Annotated in this window: 20 protein-coding genes and 1 pseudogene; 7 read left to right on the plus strand and 14 right to left on the minus strand. The window is 44.8% G+C overall.

All coding sequences use genetic code 11. The features are described from left to right. Window positions 1-123: 123 nt before the first annotated feature. The 3 genes from QUB56_RS10080 (at window position 124) to QUB56_RS10090 (ending at window position 3,334) form a co-directional block, all read left to right on the plus strand. Window positions 124-1,482, plus strand: a complete 1,359-nt coding sequence (locus QUB56_RS10080; RefSeq protein ID WP_332955010.1) for a transposase — start codon at window positions 124-126, stop codon at window positions 1,480-1,482. 4 nt (window positions 1,483-1,486) lie between these two features. Continuing rightward, a complete protein-coding gene (locus QUB56_RS10085) occupies window positions 1,487-2,437 on the plus strand; it encodes a PIN domain-containing protein (RefSeq protein WP_332955011.1) in 951 nt (316 codons plus the stop codon). Between the two features lie 141 nt (window positions 2,438-2,578). Further along, entirely contained in the window at window positions 2,579-3,334 is a 756-nt protein-coding gene (locus tag QUB56_RS10090; RefSeq protein WP_332955012.1) for a hypothetical protein, read from the plus strand. Between the two features lie 138 nt (window positions 3,335-3,472). Here the strand turns inward: QUB56_RS10090 and QUB56_RS10095 are convergent, their stop codons facing one another. From QUB56_RS10095 to QUB56_RS10115, 5 genes are all read right to left on the minus strand, one after another. Further along, window positions 3,473-6,481, minus strand: a complete 3,009-nt coding sequence (locus QUB56_RS10095; RefSeq protein ID WP_332955013.1) for a UPF0182 family protein — start codon at window positions 6,479-6,481, stop codon at window positions 3,473-3,475. Between the two features lie 34 nt (window positions 6,482-6,515). Then, window positions 6,516-6,692: a hypothetical protein gene (locus tag QUB56_RS10100; protein ID WP_332955014.1), complete on the minus strand. Its 177-nt coding sequence runs from the start codon at window positions 6,690-6,692 to the stop codon at window positions 6,516-6,518. Between the two features lie 150 nt (window positions 6,693-6,842). After that, a complete protein-coding gene (locus tag QUB56_RS10105) occupies window positions 6,843-8,135 on the minus strand; it encodes a glutamyl-tRNA reductase (protein ID WP_332955015.1) in 1,293 nt (430 codons plus the stop codon). A gap of 145 nt (window positions 8,136-8,280) precedes the next feature. Next, window positions 8,281-9,318, minus strand: a complete 1,038-nt coding sequence (gene glpX / locus QUB56_RS10110; RefSeq protein WP_332955016.1) for a class II fructose-bisphosphatase — start codon at window positions 9,316-9,318, stop codon at window positions 8,281-8,283. Between the two features lie 187 nt (window positions 9,319-9,505). After that, on the minus strand, window positions 9,506-9,649 hold the full coding sequence (locus QUB56_RS10115; protein WP_332955017.1) for a hypothetical protein: 144 nt from the start codon (window positions 9,647-9,649) through the stop codon (window positions 9,506-9,508). Window positions 9,650-9,810: 161 nt separating this feature from the next. Between QUB56_RS10115 and QUB56_RS10120 the strand changes: the two genes are divergently transcribed. Next, window positions 9,811-10,428, plus strand: coding sequence for a CP12 domain-containing protein (locus QUB56_RS10120; RefSeq protein ID WP_332955018.1), 618 nt, complete (start codon window positions 9,811-9,813; stop codon window positions 10,426-10,428). Between the two features lie 181 nt (window positions 10,429-10,609). Continuing rightward, window positions 10,610-11,110 carry a DinB family protein gene (locus QUB56_RS10125; RefSeq protein WP_332955019.1) on the plus strand — a complete coding sequence of 167 codons (501 nt, stop codon included), beginning with the start codon at window positions 10,610-10,612 and terminating at the stop codon, window positions 11,108-11,110. A gap of 533 nt (window positions 11,111-11,643) precedes the next feature. Here the strand turns inward: QUB56_RS10125 and QUB56_RS10130 are convergent. The 9 genes from QUB56_RS10130 to QUB56_RS10170 form a co-directional block, all read right to left on the minus strand. Further along, entirely contained in the window at window positions 11,644-12,048 is a 405-nt protein-coding gene (locus QUB56_RS10130; protein ID WP_332955020.1) for an MAPEG family protein, read from the minus strand. 83 nt (window positions 12,049-12,131) lie between these two features. Then, on the minus strand, window positions 12,132-13,049 hold the full coding sequence (locus tag QUB56_RS10135) for an AraC family transcriptional regulator (RefSeq protein WP_332955021.1): 918 nt from the start codon (window positions 13,047-13,049) through the stop codon (window positions 12,132-12,134). A gap of 134 nt (window positions 13,050-13,183) precedes the next feature. Then, window positions 13,184-13,570, minus strand: a complete 387-nt coding sequence (locus QUB56_RS10140) for a VOC family protein (RefSeq protein WP_332955022.1) — start codon at window positions 13,568-13,570, stop codon at window positions 13,184-13,186. Window positions 13,571-13,720: 150 nt separating this feature from the next. Beyond that, a complete protein-coding gene (locus tag QUB56_RS10145) occupies window positions 13,721-14,392 on the minus strand; it encodes an SOS response-associated peptidase (RefSeq protein ID WP_332955023.1) in 672 nt (223 codons plus the stop codon). A gap of 366 nt (window positions 14,393-14,758) precedes the next feature. Further along, complete coding sequence (gene uvsE / locus QUB56_RS10150; protein WP_332955024.1) at window positions 14,759-15,703, minus strand: UV DNA damage repair endonuclease UvsE; 945 nt, start codon at window positions 15,701-15,703, stop codon at window positions 14,759-14,761. Between the two features lie 233 nt (window positions 15,704-15,936). Then, window positions 15,937-16,143 (minus strand): hypothetical protein, encoded by a 207-nt coding sequence (locus QUB56_RS10155; protein WP_332955025.1) that lies wholly within the window; start codon window positions 16,141-16,143, stop codon window positions 15,937-15,939. Between the two features lie 294 nt (window positions 16,144-16,437). Next, the gene (locus tag QUB56_RS10160) at window positions 16,438-18,090 is read right to left on the minus strand and encodes an AarF/ABC1/UbiB kinase family protein (RefSeq protein ID WP_332955026.1); all 1,653 of its coding nucleotides are present in this window, start codon (window positions 18,088-18,090) and stop codon (window positions 16,438-16,440) included. Between the two features lie 318 nt (window positions 18,091-18,408). Then, on the minus strand, window positions 18,409-19,692 hold the full coding sequence (gene iscB, locus QUB56_RS10165; protein ID WP_332955027.1) for an RNA-guided endonuclease IscB: 1,284 nt from the start codon (window positions 19,690-19,692) through the stop codon (window positions 18,409-18,411). 334 nt (window positions 19,693-20,026) lie between these two features. After that, entirely contained in the window at window positions 20,027-20,596 is a 570-nt protein-coding gene (locus tag QUB56_RS10170; protein ID WP_332955028.1) for a DUF3611 family protein, read from the minus strand. 977 nt (window positions 20,597-21,573) lie between these two features. On the opposite strand from QUB56_RS10170, the gene QUB56_RS10175 reads away from it, so the two are divergent. After that, on the plus strand, window positions 21,574-22,422 hold the full coding sequence (locus QUB56_RS10175; protein WP_332955029.1) for a DUF1206 domain-containing protein: 849 nt from the start codon (window positions 21,574-21,576) through the stop codon (window positions 22,420-22,422). Between the two features lie 136 nt (window positions 22,423-22,558). After that, a pseudogene (gene tnpB / locus QUB56_RS10180) lies at window positions 22,559-23,753 on the plus strand (IS200/IS605 family element RNA-guided endonuclease TnpB). Window positions 23,754-23,921: the final 168 nt, after the last annotated feature.

Raw genomic sequence — 23,921 nt, forward strand, 5'->3', positions numbered from 1 at the left:
GTTCCTAACTACCAAAATTTTGGGGTGAGAGCCTCGCCCATAAGCCGACGAATTTAATTAATCTTAAGAAACCCCTTGAGGATTTGTAGGGCGGCTGTATACTGAGTCAAGGAGGTGAAGCAAGTGTTTAATTTGACCTGGGAATTTAATTTGAAGCCCACAGCGACACAGATAGCAGTTTTTGAAGACTCGCTAGAACAGTGCCCGAAGGTGTACAACTCGGCCTTGAAAGAGTGCAAAGACGGGTACAACTCACGCAAATGTCAAATTAACTCTTGCTCCAAAAGCTCCGAGTACATTATTCCTGCTGACGGGTCCTTACCGACATATTCAAGTCAGTCCAAGGCTTTAACAGCATACAGAAAAACCAGCCCCGCCCTGCAACGAGTAAACCCGGCCCTACTGCAACAAACGCAGCGTTTGTTGGAAAAAAGTTTCGTCAGTATGTGGGAGCAAAGCCACGGGTTCCCTCGGTTAAAAAAAAAGGGAGCTTTGAGGTCTTTTAACCAACGGCAGTTGGGTACAACTTTCCCTCAAGGCAACCGATTTAAACTGCCTGTAATTAGCTGCATCAAGTTTTGGCAGGATCGTCCCATCCCCCAAGGCGCAATCGTCAAACCAGCTCGCGCAGTTAGACGGTCTACTGGCTGGTACATAATGTTGACATTGCCATGGGATGTCTCGATTCCAGATACTATTCCTCACGGCAATCCCGTAGGAATTGATATAGGGTTGACTAATTTTGTTGCAACTTCTAACTGGCTTTTAATTAAAACAACGAGGTTTTTTGCTGAGGCAGAACGCAAACTTAAATTTTTGCAAAAGCGCGTTACTCGAAAAAGAATCGGGTCGAACAACCGGAAAAGAGCTTCGGAAAAAGTCGCTTTGCTGCATGAATACCTTGCCAACTGCCGAAAAGATTGGCATCGCAAGTTGTCACATCAAATCTGCGATAACGCAGGGATGGTGTTTCTCGAAGACCTTAATCTGGTCGGATCCAAAGCGGCGATGTTAGCCAAGCACTGCTTAGATCCTGGGTTCGGGCAATGCTTCAATATATTGGAGCAAACTTGCTTTAAACGCGGTGTATATTTCCAAAAAGTAGACGCTAAAAAGACGAGCCATCTCTGTCCTACTTGTCTTAATGAAACAGGCAAAAAAGAGTTATCAGAACGAGTTCACTCGTGTCACCATTGCGCCTATACAACCCACAGAGATGTTGCAGCCACACAAGTAGTCCTCAAGCGAGGGCTTGCAGCCCTAGGGCATAGGGTCAATATGGACCGCATGAGGGTAAATTCATGGAAATCCCTGCGAAGCAATAATCCCCACGCCTTCTTGCCCGGGAGTGTCAATAATTTCCAATTAAGCTCCCCGCCCTGGGGAATTTCTCTATTACCAAAAGTTGATTTTTTGATAACCCAAAATTTGTTTAAACTGGATCGATTAAGTTTAAATAACTTATCTGAGCTTATAGGATAAAGTCATGGCTAATCAACTTCCTCCTCTATTGGTAACTTTTGATACAGATGTTTTAATGGCTGGCAGAACTCAAGTGTGGCAAGAATATGCCAAGGTAGGAACTTGCTATATCCCGGAAGTAGTGTACGACGAAATAGATCGTCTCACCGACCAAGCGGTGGAACCGGCCATCGAGCAAGTAGCTAGGGAGTTTATGCGCTTTTTTGCCGACAGCGGCTGGATTGCAACAGACGCTCAAGAGACGCACCGCGCTCTCGAACCTTCGATCAAAAATCAAAGCAAGCAAGCCATGCTTGTAGTGGCGACGGCTCAGTGTGTTTACGGTTTGGCTCAGGAAAACCCGGAGGCATTGGTGATTTTTGTGTCCAACAGCCAGCCTCTGCTGAAGCGGCTGGCTTCTGTGGGGAGTACGAATCTTTGCGGGATTACCGGGGCGATGCTGTTAAATTGGGCGAGGAAAGGGGAACGCCCGCCGGCCGCGACTCAGCAATTGCAAAGTTTGATGCGCACCCTCGCCGAACGCAAATCGACTCCGCGCTCTAACAGCAGAATTCAGGATGCTGCTTTAGGGAAAACGGGGGCTTCTGCTAGCCAGTTAACGGGGACGCCCAACACTTCTGATTTGCAGTCGTCCAGCAGTTTTACTAAAACTAATAAAACGGGTTTGACTCAGAAGCGCAGTGCGAAGTCGCGCCCCAAAACGCCGCCCCCCATTCGCGAGGACTTGAGAGATTACGAGCCGGCTGTATATCGCAGGACACATATTACACCTCCGAAAAAAAGGAACAGCAGTTTTGTATCTATTGTGTTCAATTTTTTGGGAGCGTTATTTTTTTTCACGGTAGCGGTAGGTATTTTGTGGCGAGTGTTCGATGTTAGGGGTTTTAGAAAGACTTTTGTGCCGGCTCTACCGCAGCCTGTGCAACAATTTGTTAAGTCGATCGACCCTAAATAATCTGGTTTTCTGAAACTTATACCTTCTGCTCCGGCCCACTTGCACCTTCGGAAACTGGGATAGCACGCTTGGTTAACAAATCGCTTCGCTCCCCTAAATATAGCGGTAAGCTGCTTGTGGCGCACCCTAGGATTAGAATTTATGGCTTTAATCCGTTGGGAATTTTCAACGGCTACTATCAGAACTGAAGATGAACGCTTCACTTTACCAGTCCAAAAATCCATCGCCATGCTGAACTGGAACGCAATAATTAGTGGATTAGCACTGGCTTTGGCGGGTTTTGCTTATGCTTTAGTATTTTTTGTTCTTCTTCCCTTCAGACAGTACGATTATGCAGCACCACTTGGGGCTATAGCAATGGCGATCGCCCTTACTATAGCAATGAATTGGCTACTATCTGCATCGTTGCTCACTGGGTGGAGTTGGGTGGGTGCATTATTTGCTTTTCAGGTAGCCCTCATGTTGTTTGGTAGCGTGTTTCTGGAAGATGGGCTGTACCTGCCAAATTTGTTGTTTTTTGGGACTATGAGCGTAGGATATGTGAGCGTTTCTACCAGTTTTTCACAACAAAAAACACTGGTAATTGTGGGTTTCTGTACGGTATTTTTCCTAGCTTCAATGTACTTATCTTTGATTGGCGGCTATGTACTCCAAGGCAAAAATCCGTTTCAAGGTTCTTCTACCCAGATGCTGCCGCTGTTGAATCAAAGGGTAGAAATTATCACTGACAATCCCAAACAATTGTATTTGAATGGCAAAACTGGGGAGCTCACGCATATTGACCGTTATGAGGTGACAGTGAAACTAGATTCTAGAGGAGACGAGAGATTGAGGTGGCCCTATGTCGATGTTTGGTGGCAGGATATCAAGGCTGCTAGCGAACAGAAATCGCAGTAATTTATATCGTTTCCGCTTGCCTCGGAATAATAAAATCGAGTCATTAGTCATTAGTCAACAGTCATTAGTCAACAGTCATTAGTCAACAGTCAACAGTCAACAGTCAACAATTCCGGAGGAGTGCAACCGGAATTGATATCATTTACTCTTTAAAGCTGGTTCAGTTCCTTCTACAGGTCGCACAATTGTGGGTTTATTGGTAGATTGTTTCTGAAAAAGTGCCTTGAGTGCCAAGTCAAGATTTTCTGCCATGACGATGCGGTTTTCGTAGGCAGCAATAACTCTGATTAAAGTTGGCAAACTATTGCGTTCGGCTTCTAAGTAAAGAGGTTCGACATACAGTAAAGATTGTTCTATGGGAATTACTAATAAGTTTCCTTGAAGTGCTTTGGAACCCTGGCGATTCCAGAGAGAGATTTGTTCGGAAATAACCGGATCTTGGTTAATTAAAGCTTCTATTTGTTCCGGACCGTAAACTAATCGCTGTTTGGGGAACAGATACAGCAGCAATTTTCCGTAATCGCCACCATCCGAGCGCCCTGCAATCCAAGCAATTAAATTGTTGCGACTTACTGGTGTAAATGGGAGCAGCAAAATAAATTCTTCTGCTGTTTCCGTGGGCAGTTTCGTAATCAAATAATACGGTGCTACGGGCTGCTGTTCGCTACCATAAATTTCATTTGGAACTCGCCACAAATCCTCCCGATTGTAAAATACTTGCGGGTCTTCCATATGATAAGTTAGCAAGCGTTCTGATTGAATGCTCAACAAATCTACTGGATATCTGATATGTTTTCGGAGAGCGGGAGGCATTTTGTCAAGGGGTTTGAAGAGTCCGGGAAAGATAGCCATCCAACTGTTAATAATCGGATCGAAGGGATAGGCAACGTAGAAGTCAACAGACCCGTTGTAGGCATCAATCACTACTTTAACGGAGTTGCGGATGTAGTTAAACTCATGATTGCCCGGGTCAGAATACGGATAGCGCTCGCTCGCTGTATAGGCATCGATAATCCAGTAAAGATAGTTGGGAGATTTATCAGTAGGCGAGGGAGAAGGTTTAATCTGGTTGCCATTTTTATCTCGATCTTTTTCTATATCATCATTGGTAAGGTTGGCGTTTGCTGCTACTAAATAAGGGTCGGAATCGTAGCGCAAAAAAGGAGCAATTGCCCGGACTCTTTTGTTAATATTTCGGCGGTACAGCAATTTAGTTTCTGGCGTAAAATTGCGCGTCAGCGCCATTTGCCAATTTTTGAGATAATTAGCAAACAGCCAGCGCCGCCACATAGAACCGATCTCAATTCCGCCCCTACCGCTGTAAGTATTGTAAACATTGTCTTCGCCGCTGGGATAGTCGAATTCTTCGACTTTTGTGGGCGCCATTGCGTCTGTATCGGTTAGTTCGCCGTAGTAAATTCGCGGGTAGCCGATCGGAATACTGGCCCGAATTTGAGCGCTGGTTATTTCCAAAGCAGCCTCTCCTTTCTGGGTTGCAACCCCAATATCTTTGACAAAATAATCGGGTAAACCGCCGACACCGACTGTATTTACTGGAGAAAGAGTAAAGCCGTAACCGTGAGTGTAAACCAGGTGCTTGTTCACCCAAGTTTGAGCTTCGGGGGCAACTGCTGTGTAATCTAATTCCCGCGCTGCCAGAAACACTTGTTGGCTTTCAGCATCTCCCTTTTTAGCTTTTTCATTTTTGATTGTGTAGCGCTCGATATCGGCATCAGGAAATGTATAATAGGGTCGGATTTGCTGTAACTGTCGGGTGGTTTGCAGCAGCGGTCGCTTGTCCCACAGCCGGATGTTGCTAATAGTAAGTTGATTTTTTTCTAAGTCTGCATAAGTAAGTTTTCCGGCGGGATCGAAAGTTTTTATTTCTATATTGTTGAGGTCAAAGGCTTCTTGAGTAAAGGCTATGCTGCGCTGGAGGTACGGCTTTTCTCGTGCTAATTCGTTGGGTTTAACTAGGAGTTGCTGCACAATTTGTGGCAGCAGCCAACCTCCTAAAATACTTAAAGTTAGCCACGCTATAATAATCTTTTTTATGAGTTCATTTTTAATTTTTAATCGGTAAACCTGGCACAGCATCAAAAGTGCGATCGCCCCCGCCAAAATACTCAAAAATCCATACCAGGGCAGCCGCACCGTCACGTCAGCATAATTCGCCCCGTAAGTAATGTCTCCCCGCGAATACAGCAATTCGTAGCGCCCCAGCCAGTAGCGGAATGCAACGGCTAGCATTAAAGCTGCACCCAACCCGTACAAGTGCCGCTGCTGCGATCGAGAAAACCCCAAAAATATCCCTTGACTTAGGCTATTTCCAGACAGCAAATAGGTTAAACCACAAGATACTAAACTGTACAAAAATACAACTGTCATCCAGAATCCTAGCAAATCTAAGATTGGCAAAATAAATACATAAAAGCTAATATTTTGATTGAAAAGAGGGTCGGTTGTGTTAAAATTAGTAGGGTGAAAATATTGCAAAACATTTGTCCAGCGACTGGCGGCAATGGGCCCGATCGCCAAACTGAAAAAAAGGGCGATCGCCCGCAGCCAAAAATCAGGCTTAATTACCACAGCTAACATTGTCCCCAGCAGCAAGCCTAACTGCCACCAGCGAGAAAATAGCTGCACCGCCCCATGCTGAATTGACTCAATTCCCAATTGCAGGGGCGGTGGAGGTAAATTGCCAGCTATACCGAAATAGGTGAGGCTGTTTGCAGCTAACAGCCCGCAGTGAATTACTGTCAAAGTTGCGATCGAAGTCAATCCGAATACCGCCAACAGCAGCCAGAAAAAGGTTATTTGGGATTTAGCAACAGGTAATTCGTAATTCTTCTCCGTTTTGTTGGCCCTCAGTGAAGCCCATAGCGCCCCTGCAACCGGCGATTTCATTTCTTCTGCGGGATGTTGCAGGCGGCGGGCTAAAGCCAAATTTCCGAACAAAAAGACAGAAGAAACAGCAAAGGCGATCGCCCCCAGCAACCCTTGAGTTTTTAGCTTTAACAGAAAAACCTGAAGATATCCAACTTCCTGAAACCAGAGAATTTCTGCAACAATGCGGGAGGCCAACTCCAAAACCAGCCACAGCCCTACAATCAGTAGGATTATTTGATAAATTCGCCTATTAGTCATTAGTTATTAGTCATTAGTCATTAGTTATTAGTCATTAGTTAGTGGTTGAATGATAACTGATATCAGGTTCGAGCAATTTACCCTCCCGAATGATGGTTTTGTCGCCAGGGTTGGAGGCATTTTTATTCATGGTAATTGACCGGACATAATATGATATCATGTCCGATCGATCGCCCATAATACATAGGGGCGGGTTTGTGAGATTGTCCATTTTTGGCAAATATTATTGTTGAGCCCGCCCGTACAGGAATCAGGGTAATCCACCGGACATGATATGACTCCTGCTTTCGGGTCAACGGCTAACTGCTTTCCTGTCAACTGACTAATGACTAATGACTAATGACTAATGACTAATGACAAACTAACTGTACTGCTGATTGACATCCACATCCAAATTAAACAGTGTTTGCAAAGTTTGCATAGCTTGCCGCCGCGCCTCAATATCCTGCTGAGCGCGCAACTGTACCATCGGATCGTGCAAAATCTTATTCACAATCCCCCTTGTTAAAGATTCAATCACATCTTGATGTTTCTCCGAAAATTCCGAACCCAGACGCGATAAAGCTTTTTCTAACTCTTGTTCCCGAATCAATTCTATCTTATCCCGCAAACAGCTAATAGTGGGAACAGTTTCCAGACTGCGCCACCACAGATCGAAAGCCTCTACTTCCTGTTCGAGCAAGCCCTGAGCTTCCATTGCCATTTTGCGACGGCTTTCGTGATTTTGAGCTACCACTGCTTTCAAGTCGTCCACATTAAACGATCGCACATTAGCGAGTTCGTTGGCATCCGAGTCTACGTTGCGCGGCACAGAAATATCCACCAACATTAAAGGGCGATTCGGGTCTAAAACAGCTTCCAATTTAGCTTTATTTAACAGGGGATCTGTAGCTGCGGTACTGGTAAAAACCAAGTCTGAACTAGCAATTACCTGCATCATTTCCGAGAGCTGATACAGATGCAATTCAGCATCTTTAAACTGACCGGCCAACTCCAGGGCGCCGCGCACAGAGCGGTTGACGATCGAAATATGGCTAGCTCCTTTTGAGAGCAAATGCTGCACCAAAAGCCGCGACATTTTGCCAGCACCAATAATAGCAATTTTGCTGCTTGCTAAATGCTGACCCTTCATTTGAGCCAATTCTGCAGCCGCCGAAGAAATCGAAACCGCACCGGTACCGATACTAGTTTCCGTGCGAACTCGCTTCCCTGCTGTGAGAGCTTGCTTGAACAAGCGCTCTAAAATTCTGCCTACACCTTTGTACTGCTGGGCGAGTTTGTGAGTTTGTTTCACCTGAGCCAAAATTTGTCCTTCTCCGAGCACCAAACTGTCGAGGCCAGAAGCCACTCGCATCAAGTGCATCACCGCATCTTCGTGGAGCAAAATAAACAGGTGAGGGCGCAAAGACTGTAAAGGAACTTTACTGCATTCGGAAAGGAACTGAATAACCTCTCGCACACCAGGCTCCGACTCGCTGGTAACAATATAAATTTCTAAGCGGTTGCAAGTGCTGAGGATGGCAACCTCTTGAATGTGCGGGTACCCGCGCAATTGGGCGATCGCCGCTTCAATTTTCTGTTCTGGAATGCTCAGTTTTTCGCGAACTTCTACCGGCGCTGTTTTGTGGCTGAGACCTACGACTGCAATATTCATATCTGTGATTTGTCACTATTTCTTTCTTAGTTGTTAACAGTCACCTGTTATTAGTTATTAGTTTATCGCTAATTGCTAATCATCGGTGACTGTTAACAGTTAACTGTTAGTGATTAACATTTAACTGTTAACCGCTAACTAATCACTAATTCAATTGCAAAGATTTCGGCTCGTCAAACATATGGATTGTATCCACAAACCGAGCAGTTTTCGACTGAGAAGAAATTACCAAACTTTCAGTGCGAGCGCCGCCGCCAAAGAAGCGAACTCCATTCATCAGCGTGCCGGGAGTAATCCCGCAAGCTGCAAACAGAACTGTTTCTCCAGATGCCAACTCTTCAGCATTGTAAATCTTGTCCGGGTCGGTGATGCCCATCTCTTTAAGTCGAGCGATATTGCTCTCTTTGCTTTCACCGATCAAACCAGTTTTTACAACAGCCGGATCGTAAATTAACTGCCCTTGGAAGTGACCGCCCAAACAGCGCATTGCTGCTGCTGAAATCACACCTTCCGGTGCTGCGCCAATACCCATAAGTGCGTGGATGTTGGAACCAGAAAACGCGCAAGAAATCGCTGCAGAAACGTCGCCGTCGCTGATCAGCCTAACTCTTGCACCCGCTTGCCGAATTTCATTAATTAAATCTTTGTGCCGGGGGCGATCCATCACCACCACGACCAAATCCTCAACACTGCGGCCGAGGCAATCAGAGATAATTTTTAGGTTTTGGGTTGGCGTCTTGCGAATATCTACATGATTTCTGGCAGCTGCTGGAGCAGCCAATTTGTTCATATAGAAATCGGGAGCAGCAAACAAACCACCTTTTTCAGAGATTGCCAAAACTGCCATCGAACCGTTTTGACCGTAAGCCACCAGGTTAGTACCTTCGCAGGGGTCAACAGCGATGTCAATTTCGACCAATTCCTCTAGGTTGCAGATTTCGTTGGCATCTTCGCGGGTACAAATACCTACTTGCTCTCCGATGTAAAGCATGGGTGCGTCATCGCGCTCGCCTTCGCCGATCACGATGCGGCCGCGCATATGAATTTTGTTCATCCGCTCCCGCATGGCTTCTACAGCCACTCTGTCGGCTTCATCTTTTTCGCCTTTGCCCATCAAGCGAGCGGAGGCGATGGCTGCCTGCTCAACTACTTCGATGATCTCTAAACCGATTACATTGTCCACGAACTATGATCCTCCCAACTGCTGATGCGTGCCTTGTGCTCTTTTGCACTCCCAGCCATCAAGTTTATCAGAGGCGGGGATCTGTGCGAGCGCAAGCAGTTGCTTAGTTTGTGTTAACTTTTGCTTCTTTGAGACTGGGGCTGCAAAATCGGGACCCAACAAGCTCAACTATCGATCCCCGAATGCTTCACTCTTGCTTGGCCGCACGCAGGCTGGCCCCCAGGGAGCGGGAAATCGCGGACTCCAGAGGTTCCGGGGAGCGATCGGCTGTTTCAGGCAACTTGTCATCGCGAGTGCCGTTAAAGGTTTTATGATTAGTTTGCGATCGCACGATTTCTCAGAAACCCGGTGGCTGACTGAATTTATAGTTACTAAACCCAATATTTTCCTATAAACCGGGTTTCTGAGCGCAAGTCCTAAGGATGATGGCAAATCAAATGGGCTGCCCCAAATCGCGACGCACTAGACTTTATCAGCGGGAAACAATAAAAAATGATGATGAAAGCCCAAGATATTATGACGACAGAAGTTGTCACCATTCGCGGTTCGGCAACTGTAGCTGAAGCAGTGGCGATGATGAACGAACTGTGTTTGCGCGCGTTAATTGTGGAACGCCGCCACGACCAAGACGCCTACGGCATTGTCACGGAAACGGATATTGTTTACAAAGTAGCAGCCTACGGAGTAGACCCGAAAAAAGTCCGCGTTTTCGAGATTATGACCAAACCGTGCATCACGGTGAATCCCGACTTGGGCGTGGAATACGTGGCGAGGTTGTTCGCCAATACAAGAATCCGCCGAGCTCCGGTGATTAAAGATAAACTGCTGGGTATTATTTCGGTAACGGATATCTTGACAAAAAGCGATTTTGTCGAGAAACCGAAAAGTGTTTTATTTGAGGAAGAAATCGAAGAGGCGATCGCGGAGGCCAGAAGTATCTGTGCCGAGAAAGGCGTTACTTCCAGAGAGTGCGCGGTAGCGTGGGACATTGTAGAGGAAATGCAGGCTGAGGCTTCTCACCAGCGATCGATGAAGCTTGACAAAACGGCTTTTGACGAGTATTGCGAGGAAAATCCCGAAGCTGCTGAAGCGCGGATGTACGAGAGTTAATTTAGTTATTAGTCATTAGTCAGTTGACAGGAAAGCAGTTGGCATTAGGAAGAATAAAAAATTCTGCCTTCTACCTTCTGCCTTTCTTAAATCCTGCGCTCTACCTTCTGCCTTCAGAAGAATGTCATCTAAAGGTGTGATATTATAGTCAGACATTACTGAGCTTAGAGTAGAAATCTTTATGGGTTTGGTTGAAACAGTAAAAAGGCTGGCTGGGTATAAAGCGTGGGCCAATGAAATTACTTTTTCAACAGTAACATCCCTGTCAGAAGGTGAAGCAACTAAAGAACGCAAAACCCGCTATAAGAACATGATTTATACGCTTAATCATGTATACGTTATCGATTGTATTTTTAAAGCTCATTTAGAAAACCAGCCTCACCCGTATACTGCGAGAAATACCGAAAATTATCCACCATTAGAAGAGCTATGGAAGGCAGTCAAAATTATTGACCAGTGGTATATTGACTATGCTCATTCGATTTCTGAAAAAGAGTTATTAGAAATTGTAAACTTCCAATTTGTTGATGGAGGTGAAGGGGCTATGTCACGTAGTGACATGATTCTTCATGTTGTTAATCATGGAACCTATCATAGGGGTTTAGTAAGTGACATGATGTATCAGGTGCCCGCAGTACCCCCTGCGAATGACTTAACTGTTTACCTAAGAGATGTGATATGAAGCCACTCAAGTAGTTCTCGGCGGTAGCAATGATGAACGAACTGTGTTTGCGCCTGTTAATGGTTAGAGACGATTATTTTAGCGATAGAGCAGGGATATCAAAATCGTTTTGAGAGGTACGATAGCGAAGATGCAGAAGCCTTCAATCAAGCTGAGGCAGACGCAAGAATTTTCGAGCAAGCCTATGTGAACTTTAATTCTGGTTTTCCACTAAGGGGAGCTTACCTCCTGCGGGGGTAGTTCGGGGGGCTATCTTCTTTGTCCCGTCTCGGTTTTAGCGACTTGACTGCCGACAAACTGCAGTCATGTATTTAAGATTTTCTTAATACTTAGGGCGAGAGTATTGTTCTCTGATAAATTTAAGCAAAAACCCCGCCACATAAGCGTTGTAAGAGATTGTAGTCCTGTAAAAGACTTGGACGCTCCGGGCAAGTCTCACCTGGCAATGGTTTCAGACGGAAGTTACCCCGCACACGGGGTAAGTTCCGACTAAGACATACAGCGGATGAAGAAATTTAAGCCGTAATCCTGCTTCACAAGAATGCTATCGCAGTTAAGGCGACCAAACAACCTAACTGAATTACTAAGCACAAAAGGCGAAATATTGGATTAATTCCAGCGATGTGAATCACTGAGTGTACAAGCCGAAACACAATGTAAATAACGATCGGCAAATCTACCGCTGTTCCTGATACGCCCCGAACTGTCAGCAGGAAAACAACTCCTAGATATAAAGGCAGGTTTTCTACTAAATTGGACTGTACCCGAAATAGTCGCCACAGCAAGCTGTCATCGTTTGGTGTGCCAAAATCTTTAACCGATCCACCAGTAGATAGATGTCGCATCCTGACGGCGAGTAGAAGGATAACAACAGCAATTGTCCACAAAATGAAAATTGCTAAACCCCAGAGAGGAAAGGTCATGTTAAGCGAATTCATAAACAAACCTCGTAAAACTTACTAATAGTTTAGGAAGCTCGCTATTGATAAATATAGAAAAAAGTTGCGGGATTTTTGGTACATTATTGCGATCGCCCTGGCAGGAATTGTTTCGGTGTCATCCCCAGCAAGCGCTTGAAACATCGGGTGAAGTGACTTTGGTCGCAAAATCCGACTCGCAAAGCAATATCTGTGATATTAAGTTCGCTCTGGCGTAACAGGTACTTGGCTTTGTCGATGCGGCGCTGTAAGATGTACTGGTGGGGCGTTATACCCGTACTTTGCTTGAACAGACGTAAAAAGTGATAAGGACTGATTTGGACGATCGCAGCAAGTTCAATTAGCTTTACCTCTTCATGAAGATGTTCGTTGATATATTCCGTTATCTGTTGCAGTTTGAATTTAGATAATCCATCCCTATAGCTAGAAAGCCGAGGTGGCGCGGTGCAATAATTCCGCAATAGATGAATAGCCAATCCGGTTTTGAGACTATCAATCAGCAAATAACCGCCGATTTTGCCCGCTTCTAATTCTTGTCTCAAGGCAGAGAATATCCCTTGAATCAGGATATCTTGCTCTGTCATATAATGAGGGATGAGTTCAATGCGATCGGGATCTATCAAATCTTGGGCTACTTGTTTGAGGAGTGCAGGGTCGATCGCCAAAATGGTAAACTGAGCTAAAGTATTCCAATTGCAGCGCTGGGAAATACACGCCGGAATCACCGCAATGTCTCCCTGATTCCGGGCTTCTGTTTTCAGCTTACCATCCAACCACCGTTCTCCCGATCGCTCTCCCGATACCTCAAAAGCAGGACAATGGGCAATAACGTGCCATGAACCTTGATGTTCGGGCGTCTCAAATTTTGGCTGTTGATGGTGTTCGTAATAGAGATTATCCCATCCCGAACTTGTCATGACCGCGGGCTGAGGTAACAAAAAATCTGTTGCCTTTTCTTGGCTGAAATCAATCAGTTTTACCTCAGGTTGTGATGTTCTCATCTTTCGCTTAAGTAGATTGAGAATTCTTTGATTTTCGTGACGGTCAATTCTGTAGGGTGCGGACCTGTCATATATGCGATGGGAGTTGCAGATTGACGGGTGGCGACGCACCGGTGCGATAACGGTTTTCTTTCTTAACTGTTTGGCCGAGTCATACAAAACACGTTCAGCTTATTCCCATCAAGATCCCGAAAATATCCGGCATAAAACCCCGGCAACACGCCTCTTGGTCCGGCAGGTCCTTCATCCTTAGCCCCAAGTTCGATCGCTTTGTTATAAACTAAGTTGACTTTTTCTGGACTGTCAACTTGAAGAGCTATCATTACTCCATTGCCAACAGTTGCTCTGTTACCATCAAATGGTTTTGTAATAGCAAGTGCTGGTAGCTCTGGAGAAACGCTCCATGCGATAAATCCGTCGAATTCCATGAATCGTCGAGCGCCAATTTCCGCAAGCAAAGCATCATAAAACTTGGCTGCACTTTCAATATCGTTGGTACCGAGTGTAACGTATCCGATCATATTTTTGGTCTTCTAACTGATGTTAAGATTTAAAAAATGTTTGAGCAAATAACAATTGAGTTAAACTGATCCTTAGAAAACCCAAGCTACAACTCAAACATTATTTTACATCATAACTCAAACTATCTCGGTTTTGTCCGCTCCAATGATTTATTGCCGATCGCTAATACATTCGGGACTGTCTCTACTTGGACTGTTGACGATCGCACTTACCGCCTTTGCTTTCATAGCATCGGAAGCATAGGGCTTTAACAGCGGCAAAACTTCCTGAGCATTTTTAACAGCAGGATCGAGCCACTGTTCCCAATCGCTGTCGGGGAGAATCACCGGCATTCGATCGTGCATCGGCTGCACTGTTTCGTTAGCAGCGGTAGTAATTATAGTGCAAGATACAATGTTTTCTTTTTCTGGAGATTCCCAATTTTCCCACAAACCGGCAAAAGCAAAAGGTTCGCCGTCTGCCGCTTGAAAATAGTAAGGCTGTTTGTTCTTTCCCTGCTGCTGCCATTCGTAGAAACCGTCAGCGACTATCAAACACCGCCTGTGCTTGATGGCGCTGCGAAAAGCAGGTTTTTCGGCTACTGTTTCCGATCGCGCATTGATCATCTTGCTGCCCATTTTCATGTCTTTTGCCCAACTTGGAATCAAACCCCAGCGCATAAATTGGAACTGTCGCTGCATTTTTTCGGCATCAACTGTGACTGTGGCAACTGATTGAGTTGGGGCGATATTGTAGCGCGGTTTGATGTCGGGAACTTCCGACAGTTTGAAGAATTCGGCTATGATTTGAGCTGAAGTAGTTAAAGTGTATCGTCCACACATAATTTATAGTTTGTATTAACGCGGTTTTTACCGATTCCGGCAGTTCGACAGTCGGGCAATCCGGCAATCCGGCAGTCCGGCAGGGGTTTAAACCCCTGCCTCAAAGCTAAAGTCGGTTAAAACCGACTGAAAATACGATCTCAATATCTATCTATTTTAGCCCTCTTTTAGAGGACTTTAGCTATGATAAAGGCGTTAAAAACCCCTGTCGGACTGTCGGACTAAACCGGGCGGGCGGGACACCCCACAATAAAATTCATTCTTTGTGGAACAGGCCGGAAAGCCTGTTGTTGCAATTTACCGTTGGGTGGGGGTGAGTTTTCGAGTTGATTGGTTTTAGGCAATTATTGTTGGTAAAACCCCACCCTAAGAGACATTGCTAAATTGTGGAACATTCGCAGACAACCATTCGGCGCGCAACTTTTCAATAGCTAATTCTTTAAATTTAGCTTCTACTTCAATCCAAGGAGCCTGATAATAGCAATTAGGCATTTCTGTAATTAAATCGCTGTGGCGCGGATCGGCAAAAAAATCTTTTCCATTCGATATGTGTACTAATTGCCATTCAGGAACAGACCAAGTTGTGCGGGCTGCTGCGAGCATTTCGGCAACGCTGGGATCGTCGTAAGTTTCTAAATGTTCGTGAATGACGTGGTGGTGGGCGTCAAAAACCATTGGTACGCCGGTATCGAGACAAACTTCTAAAATTTCCGAGGAACTGTAAGCGTATTCGTCGTTTTCAAAGGTTAAGCGCGATCGAATTGATTCTGGCAAGTCGCGGATGACTGATTTGAGCTGCGAAGTACGATCGCTCTTGCCGCCGTGAATGTTCATCAGTGCCTGGGGCGATCGGGGCTGTCCCAACATATCTAAAATTAAAGCATGAGCCGCGAGAATTTTAATGCTGTTTTCAACCACAGAAAGTTTGTCGGAACTGAGGACGACAAATTGATCGGGGTGGAGTACCAAGCGGATGCCCAAAGAAAGAGCGCGATCGCCCGTCTTCCGCAATTCTTCAGTCATGGAGTGCAGCACTGCTTCCCCCAAATCTGTATCTGAAAAAGGGAACAGTGCAGAAGTCATGCGGTAGAGCTTAATCTGATTAACGGAACAGAAGTCGATCGCTTTGTCAAGCCGCTTTAAGTTGTCTGTATAAAGCTCGCGCAATACTTTTTCTTGTTCAGTTTCCGAAAGCTGTAAAAGTCGCTTCCGGGTGACAGTGCGAAAGCGCACTGCATCGGATGTTGTAATGCAGACTAATCCCAATTCCGGCAATTTTTCCTGTTCCACTACTTGGTTAATCTCGCTCATTTAGCAATAATCCCTAACTTTAATTTTATGTTAAATAGGTTTCTCGTAAGGACTTGAGTTTTTAGTCTTGAAGTTTTTAGGTAATACTCAACCTGCCTAAAGAGTCCGGCCGAGATTGAAATCCCTGGCGGACTCTGGAAGTGCAAGATGTAATTAGTACAAACCGGATTGTTATCAAACATCTAATGAACCGCCTGGCAGATAGCATATCGATGCCTATTTAATCGATATAACTATTGCTGTTCTTCGCCAGACTCTGCCTCTTCGCCTGGCCGCGCGGTGGCAACAGGATTTTCGATTGCTTCGTTATGGAACGGATAACCGGATGTTTCTTGATTTAGCGGGTCAGCGGGTTGATCCTCAGGGGATGTAATTTGACCGTTAGTGTTGGTATTGGGTTTTGTGGAAGAGCCTTTATGGCTGGCGTGACCGCTACTCATATTTTTTTCCTCAATTAGGTTTATGGAACAATTTCTAGCTTAGACTTAGCTGCTGCGGGCGATCGCCTATCTTAAGTCAGAGATGTGGCTTAATAGTTGAGGATGCTATAGCCTTTGTTGGCAATAGTGCGGTAGATAGGAAAACCGCAGATTTAGGCAGATAAACACAGATTAACGCAGATAATTTCAAGATATCTCTGCGAATGGCACTCGGATCTGGAATTGGTCGTCTGTATACCTCACGAAAATGGAGAAAGGCTATATATGATGATTTCCCCCTTTTCTCCTTGACAATTAACTGCGCAAACGACCCGATCGCAGAATGCTAAGAATCAACCAAAAACCCAAAAAACTCGCCGCCCCAAATAAACCGTTGCTCAGAAAAGATAGCTGAGCAGTTTGCGCGTTAGAAGAAATAATAGCCGCCCCCACAATTAGCGAACCCACGACAATACTAAAAGAAAGTCGGTTCGCAGAATCCCCCAGAGTGCGGCGTAGCGGCTCGAGTTCTTTTAGCGTCAAGTTCCACTTCAAAGTTTCGGAAGTAACCCGGTCTAAAAGCACTTCCACCTGTCGCGGAGATTGCAAAGATAAGCTTTTCAGATCCAGGGCTGTTCTCAGCACAGCTTGTAGCGGGTCATCTCCTAATAACTGACGCCGAAACATATCGGTCATCAGCGGTTTTACCTGCTCTACAATATTGAATCTGGGATTAAAAGAGCGCGCCAGTCCTTCCAAATTAGCTAGAGTTTTTGCATACAAACCGAGATTGCTGGGAAGCCGAATTTTATTTTTGCGGGTGATTTCCAGCACCTCATAAAAAATTTCCGACAAGTTCATTTGCGACAGGCTGACATTGTAATACTTGCGCAGCATTCTCGCCAAATCGTTCTCGAGAACCGCTAAACTTTTCGGCTGAGCAAATTCTGCCATTTCCAATGTTAATTGAGTGCAGCGCTGAGCGTCTAAATCGACAATTGCCAGCAACATTTCTGTCAAATTCTGCTGGGTGCGCGGGTCTAATCTGCCGACCATGCCGCAGTCGAGCAAAGCTATTCGACCGTCTTTGAGATAAAATAAATTGCCGGGGTGCGGGTCTGCGTGAAAGAATCCGTCGATATACAACTGCTGGAAGAAAACGCGGCAAAGCAGCGTTGTAATTTCTTCGCGTTCGGCATTTATATCTCCTTTTTGGCGAATTCCTTGCAAGTCGCCTAACAAAATTGGCACTCCGTTCAGCCATTCCATTACTAAGAGTTTTTTTGTGGTCAACTCCCAGTGAATTTCTGGTAGCACAACTTGTTTGGGGTCAAACCAGCGGCTTTTAGATAAATTGCGGCGCAGTTCGTCTGTGTAGCTGGCTTCTTGAATGAAGTCTAGTTCTGCACGCAGGGCGATCGCAAATTCTTCTGCTAAGGCGACAATATCGTATTGTTGACCGAACTCTGTGAGCATGACAAGTTCTGCCAAACCTCGGAGCACGGCGATATCTTGTTCGATGACAATCTCAATACCGGGGCGCTGAACTTTGAGGGCGACTTCGCGGCCGTCTTTTAAAGTAGCTTTGTGGGTTTGGGCGATCGAACCTGCGGCGACAGCTTGAGTGTTAAATTTGGCGAAGGTATCTTCGAGAGATTGTGTGAGTTCCTTGCGGACGATTGCTTCTACTTCCGACCACGGTACGGGCGGTACTTCCGCTTGTAACGTGGAGAGGGTTTCGATGTAGATGGCCGGCAAAAGGTCGGGACGGGTACTCAGCAATTGTCCCAATTTGACAAAAACTGGGCCTAATTCGACGAGGATGTTGCGGAGAACTGCTGGAGTTGGGAGACTGGGTGCGTCGGTTTTGCGGCCGGTTAGGAGGCTTTTCATGTAGTCCCAACCGTTGCGGAAGACGACCTCTAGAATTTCTCCTTTGCGAGAAGTATTTTGAACTAGGCTGAACAAGGGGCCTCCGGGTCGATCGGGTTTAAGGGCTATATAACTACTAGGATAGCGCTGTTAACCAAGCTGACCAGTGTCTTGAGGAATAACTTGGCCCAAAGGGTGCGATTCCCTACGGGATAGCTTCGCTTCACGAATTTTGGGATGTGGGGGCGGTTTTTGGCTTTGGCATTACTCCTCATCGTAATATACACAGGAATTACGAAGGCACGCTACATATACTGTGCTGAAAAAGAGCGATCGCCTTTTCTCTCCGACAAGCGCGATCGTCCGTACAATTAAAAATTTAACTGATTAAAAAATCACCAGAGATCCTAGTTTTTAGGATGAATATTCATAGCCATCAGCCTTGTGAATGGTTTTCAAATATTTTGGATGCACATCGAAACTTTTACCTCCTGCTGTTAGCTTGAAACTTGGTTTAAACCGAATTGCAATTCGACCTGTGTAGCTTCCTGCATACTTTCCCGTGAGAACATTAGCCTTTACCAAATCCCCCGTCTGGAAACCCATGAAGGACTTTTGAGATGGTGCATGAGGAACAGGAAATCCAAATTTGTCGGTTCCGCAGCGCTGCCTTTTTCCGTGTCCTTTGGCTTTAACTAACAAGGGTTTAACGCCATTTAAAAGTATTTTTTCTGGAGTTGATTCTCCGACACAAGCTGCATCAGTCCAGTCTTGTTTCTCTATCCCCCTCCTTTTACGATTAAATTTTGTCCGACCTCCTGACCCCAGTTCTACAGGTAGTTCCGTTGATTGAAGCCTTCTGTAGAGTTCCCAACGAGTAGTATTGACCGCTGCTGCATCTTTAAGGGGTGCTTTGGCTTGAGCCAATATTCGTTTAAGGACTTCAGGTTTTTTCTTTAGAAACTCTTCAACTGGCTTATTTCTCTTGGCTTGGTTACAGGAATGGCAACTAAGGCACAGATTGCTAACCCGATTGCTTCCTCCCTTAGACTTGGCTACAATATGCTCGATCTCAAAGGGAACATTTTCAATGGCGCAGTAAGCGCATTTTCTGCTCCATTTTTGGAGTAGATATTCCTTAACTTCAAAACCGAACAGCTCGCCTCTTTGATATTCAACTCCAGAAACTTCAAGGTTTTGGAGTTGTTGCAAATCAAAACGCACCAGTTCTTGAGTTAGGCCGGTGACGGGGCAAACATTCCTGATTCGTCGGACCCAGGTTTCAATGTTGGTAATCCGGCTCTCCAGAGAGGGTGGCAACCATCCGGCTTTACGGGTTCTGTTTAAGAAACGAGGTTTACGATAACGGGTCTTCCTGTTACGACGACCTCTTCTTAAAGAAGAGCGAGACTCAAGAGAATCTTTAATTTGTTGCCCTCTGTGAGAGATTTCTAAGGCGTTGGTGACCCGACCAGTTTGCTCTTGAACAACGGCAATACCCGTAGCTTTGCTGCCTGGGTCAATTTTGATTCGGTGACAATGAGTAACCGAATTTTCTCGAACCCTATCCTGTAAGACAATGGTGAATGGATAGCGTTTAAATACCTTAGCTCTCCCTTTCTTTAGTAGTTCTCTTGCCCGTGCCTGATGGCAAGGGTCAAGAGGTTTCAAGTTTTTATCCAGAACAAAAGTACGCATTACTGCATCTCTCAATTTCTTGGTTTAGTTTGCCTCGACGGTGTTAAGACTCGGTACTTTCTGACTAACACTGGCTTTCCCTTAATGACCTGTTTAATTACTCAGTTGTAGAGCAAGGAACTGGCACGCATTCCTTGGTACGAACTTTAACGCTTAGTCTTAACGGCTGCTAGTAGAAAACTAGCCGTCTGGTCAACAGGCTTTCTTCAAGCCCACACCATACCCTTCGGGTTGGTGTGCGGTAGTTGACAAACCTTAGTTAAATCGGTCAGCCCTTGTAAATCCTGACTACATAAAATATGTGTTTGCCATTAGCGATCGCTAATGCTGCCAACTAATCCTCTACCCAATTGAGTAACCCAAGAGAAGTAACAGCTCCAAAAAAGTGAGCCCCAATCAGATTGACGTTTGCCATTGTCACAAAAATATCTAGGGAACGAATCACATTTTCTGGCGCATAAGCTGCCATCGCTTGCGGTTGACTAAGAGTTTTCGCCAGGACTACAGCAACTGTTTCTTCAGAAGCGACAAAAGCGATTAATACCCCCACCAAACTAGAAATTAATCCAATCCGTAAGGTATGAGTAATATGTTCTTTGCTGGGATATACCTGGGCATTTTCGGCGTGCAAAAGTCTCCCTAAGAGCCGATAGCGAAAATCCCAATAAATTCTAAAGCACAGCAATAAAAGGCCGAGTATCGCTAAAAATACCCCGAAACCAATACCTGCATTATTATTGGTTTGTTCGCTCATGTTGCGACCCAACATGGCAAATACTAAAACAATGGCCGAAACAGCACCTAAGAATAACTGTATCCAGAAGCTAACTCGACTGAACAAGCGAAAAGTTGCGACGAATTCGGTGTTCGTCAGGGGTTGAGACAAGGTTTCTGGTTGATTCATTATATACACCTTATTGCTGAATTGATCGTCAAAACAAACGAGGCAAGAAAGAGGTTCTGCTTATCTTCTTGGCGCAAGCTACCACTTTGTGGTTAGCTATTAGACTTCTCCTGAAAACTCAGTTCAGCACAGGCAGGATGCCTGATGTTTTAGAACTAATTTGGGCAATTTCCGGTAAATAAAAGGTTGAACTCAACACAGCCAGTGCCGTTGTGGTTGATTCCATTTTCCTAAGATCCTCCTGTGCACCATCAACTTCTTGCGACCATGGCAATTTAGAATCTTAAAAATAGACTTCTGTAAAAGGTCTATTGTCCCTGTTCAACATTTCAAAATGTTGATTCTATCTCTATTTAATCTAACTAGCCCAACTTTGCCATCTGTCTAATGCCATAAAAAAATATCCACCTGATGGAAGAGGGTTGAGGGAAAACTTATGATACTGCTTTCAGTTAAGTGCGATCGCTCGGACGGTTGGCGATAGATGCTTGATTCCCAACTGCCGCAGGGGGGCCCATCCATTTTTACAACGTCTTGAAGGCAATTTTCTCACAGCTATCATTATGAAAAATCAGGTATCTTTGCTTCCCGCTTACACCTTAGCTCTGTGGACAGCATTCGCATTTTACTTTGGTTTCTTGGGAGTATTTTTAGCGCTGCAAATTCTAATTGTTATTCTACTTGGGTTAAAGAAGTTTTCATCAAAAATATACTTGACCGCTAGCTGAATGCTGCATCAGCCAGCTATTTTATTATAGCCCACAAAGCTATATTTGTCAATCTCAAAAAAGGTGAAAATTATCCATCAATCAACCGTTGACACTCCCGCTCAAGACAGATTTTAATTTTGTTTAAACAAGCTAATCTTTAAGTTAATAAATAATAACATAAATTATTTGTTTAAGAACTCTGTTAACTGGAAAGGAATGCACCATTGCTTATGGCAGCAGTCGTTAACAACTAAATTGTCAAAAAATATGAAACCGCGCAACTCACCCACCGACAGCATTGAACAGTCAATTCGACGGACAGCTTCTAATCCCTGGTTTGAGCGACTGGCAAGATTGGGATATGCTTCCAAAGGCATAGTTTACTTTATTGTTGGTTTTCTGGCAGCACAAGCAGTCTTTAGTACGCGCGGCAGGACAACCGATACTACCGGTGCATTATCAGCAATTGTTAACCAACCGTTCGGTAAATTTCTGCTATTTCTTGTAACGATTGGTATTATTGGTTATTTCCTTTTGCGTATGGTTCAGACAATTCTCGACCCAGAACACCAAGGACAAAAAATCGATGCCAAGCGAATTGCCCAACGCATTGGCTACGCCTTGAGTGCTTTAGCTTACGCAGGTTTGGCTTTAACGGCTGTAAAACTGATAATGGGTTCGGGCGGTGCTAAAAAGGATACAACCCAAGATTTGACAGCCCAACTTTTAGCGCAACCCTTTGGACAATGGCTGGTAGGATTGGCGGGATCAATTGTTATTGGTGTAGGTTTTTCTTATTTCTACCAAGCATATAAAGCAAAATTTCGCCGCCATTTCAAGCTAGGTGAAATGAGCCAAAACGAGCTAACTTGGGCAACACGGTTGGGTCGATTTGGCATTGCTGCCCGTGGGATTGTTTTCGTTATAATCGGTTTTTTCTTTATTCAAGCAGCAAGGCTATCAGATGCCAGTCAAACGAAGGGATTGGGCGATGTGTTGGCAATTCTGGCACAACAGCCTTTTAGTCCAGTAATTTTGGGTATTGTACCTTTGGGTTTAATTGCCTATGGCATCTACTCGGTAATTGAAGCTCGCTATCGGAAAATTTTGCGCTGATAAGCTGGCCCGTTATCCAGAGAGTTATCAGAAATTTGGGCGGAGCGTAGCGGAGGGTTGAAACCCCGTCCTTTTAGGACGGCTTTACATTTGCTTGATTTTGGTTTACCATAGTAAGTATAGTTTGGTAAGTGCAATGTTCAAGGCGTTTAAGTATAGAATCTACCCAACAACCGAGCAAAGAGACTTACTGGTTAAGTCTTTTGGTTGTTGCCGTTGGTTCTACAATTACAGCCTTAACTTAACAACCGAAACTTACAAAAAGACTGGGAAGGGATTAAGCAGAAATGAAATAATCAAACTGCTCCCACAACTCAAGAAAGAGCATGAATGGTTAACAGAGCCACCTTCCCAAGTTCTGCAACAAGTAGCCTTTGATTTGTCGAGTGCTTTTCTCAATTTCTTTGAAAAGAGGGCGAAGTATCCCAATTTCAAGAAGAAGCATCAAAGGCAGTCAATTAGATTTCCTCAAAAGATGAAATTAAGCGGTGACTATTTAACATTGCCTAAACTGGGAAAAGTTTACTGCAAAGTATCCAGAATTCCCGAAGGTGAATTTAAATCTGTCACGGTTTCACTGACTCCTAGTGGTGAATTCTATGCTAGTTGTTTATTTGATGAAGGAAAGGATAAGCCAGAACTGTCTAAGGAAGGTAAAGCGGTAGGCATTGATTTAGGTATTACTCATTTTGCTATTACCTCAGATGGAACCAAACACGGCAATCCTAAGCACTACCGCAAGCATGAGAAAAAGTTGGCTAAGTACCAAAAGAGATTAGCTCGCGAAGCAGAAAGGCTCTAACAACCGCAATAAGGCAAGAAAAAGAGTAGCCAAAGTACACCAGAAAATTACTAGATGTCGAGAAGATTTTCTCCACAAACTAAGTCGTAAATTAGTAGACGAAAATCAAGTCATAGTGGTAGAGAATCTAGCAGTGAAAAACCTGGTACGCAATCATAAATTAGCTAAGTCAATAGCTGATTTAGGATGGGGACTATTTTGTACCATGCTGAAATATAAAGCAGAATGGGAAGGAAAAATCTACATAGAAGTAGATAGATTTTTCCCTAGTTCCAAAACTTGTAATCACTGTTTGCATCGAACTAGCGAAATGCCATTGGATATTCGCAGTTGGCAATGTCCTAAATGCGGAACTTTGCACGACCGAGATATCAATGCCGCTAAAAATATCCGAGATGAAGGTTTACGAATGTTAGAGGTAGGGCATACCTCGGTAGCTTCTGGAGAACGAGTAAGACCAAGCAAAGGCACTGCTTTTGTGAGGCATTGTTCTGTGAAGGAAGAATCACCGCTCATGAAAGGACGGTGAGTGTCAAGAATTTTGAGTACAACAATTTTTGTGAATTACAGGACTTCCTCCGGCACAACATATAGTGTGCCGAAAAAGGTGATGGCGTTGGGCCCTCGCCCGTACTCGCGTTTTTTCTGCGACAAGCAGGCGTTTCATGTAGTCCCAACCGTTGCGGAAGACGACCTC

Source organism: Microcoleus sp. AR_TQ3_B6, from assembly GCF_036702785.1.
Lineage (GTDB): Bacteria > Cyanobacteriota > Cyanobacteriia > Cyanobacteriales > Microcoleaceae > Microcoleus.

What these genes read in the sequence shown, in the direction of transcription:
- QUB56_RS10125 (WP_332955019.1), top strand. Translation starts at nt 10,610, where the DNA reads ATGGGTTTGGTTGAAACAGTAAAAAGGCTGGCTGGGTATAAAGCGTGG.
- QUB56_RS10095 (WP_332955013.1), bottom strand. Translation starts at nt 6,481, where the DNA reads ATGACTAATAGGCGAATTTATCAAATAATCCTACTGATTGTAGGGCTG.
- QUB56_RS10135 (WP_332955021.1), bottom strand. Translation starts at nt 13,049, where the DNA reads ATGAGAACATCACAACCTGAGGTAAAACTGATTGATTTCAGCCAAGAA.
- QUB56_RS10085 (WP_332955011.1), top strand. Translation starts at nt 1,487, where the DNA reads ATGGCTAATCAACTTCCTCCTCTATTGGTAACTTTTGATACAGATGTT.
- uvsE (WP_332955024.1), bottom strand. Translation starts at nt 15,703, where the DNA reads ATGAGCGAGATTAACCAAGTAGTGGAACAGGAAAAATTGCCGGAATTG.
- QUB56_RS10090 (WP_332955012.1), top strand. Translation starts at nt 2,579, where the DNA reads ATGGCTTTAATCCGTTGGGAATTTTCAACGGCTACTATCAGAACTGAA.
- QUB56_RS10100 (WP_332955014.1), bottom strand. Translation starts at nt 6,692, where the DNA reads ATGGACAATCTCACAAACCCGCCCCTATGTATTATGGGCGATCGATCG.
- QUB56_RS10155 (WP_332955025.1), bottom strand. Translation starts at nt 16,143, where the DNA reads ATGAGTAGCGGTCACGCCAGCCATAAAGGCTCTTCCACAAAACCCAAT.
- QUB56_RS10170 (WP_332955028.1), bottom strand. Translation starts at nt 20,596, where the DNA reads ATGAATCAACCAGAAACCTTGTCTCAACCCCTGACGAACACCGAATTC.
- iscB (WP_332955027.1), bottom strand. Translation starts at nt 19,692, where the DNA reads ATGCGTACTTTTGTTCTGGATAAAAACTTGAAACCTCTTGACCCTTGC.
- QUB56_RS10120 (WP_332955018.1), top strand. Translation starts at nt 9,811, where the DNA reads ATGATGATGAAAGCCCAAGATATTATGACGACAGAAGTTGTCACCATT.
- QUB56_RS10105 (WP_332955015.1), bottom strand. Translation starts at nt 8,135, where the DNA reads ATGAATATTGCAGTCGTAGGTCTCAGCCACAAAACAGCGCCGGTAGAA.
- QUB56_RS10140 (WP_332955022.1), bottom strand. Translation starts at nt 13,570, where the DNA reads ATGATCGGATACGTTACACTCGGTACCAACGATATTGAAAGTGCAGCC.
- QUB56_RS10175 (WP_332955029.1), top strand. Translation starts at nt 21,574, where the DNA reads ATGAAACCGCGCAACTCACCCACCGACAGCATTGAACAGTCAATTCGA.
- QUB56_RS10145 (WP_332955023.1), bottom strand. Translation starts at nt 14,392, where the DNA reads ATGTGTGGACGATACACTTTAACTACTTCAGCTCAAATCATAGCCGAA.
- QUB56_RS10130 (WP_332955020.1), bottom strand. Translation starts at nt 12,048, where the DNA reads ATGAATTCGCTTAACATGACCTTTCCTCTCTGGGGTTTAGCAATTTTC.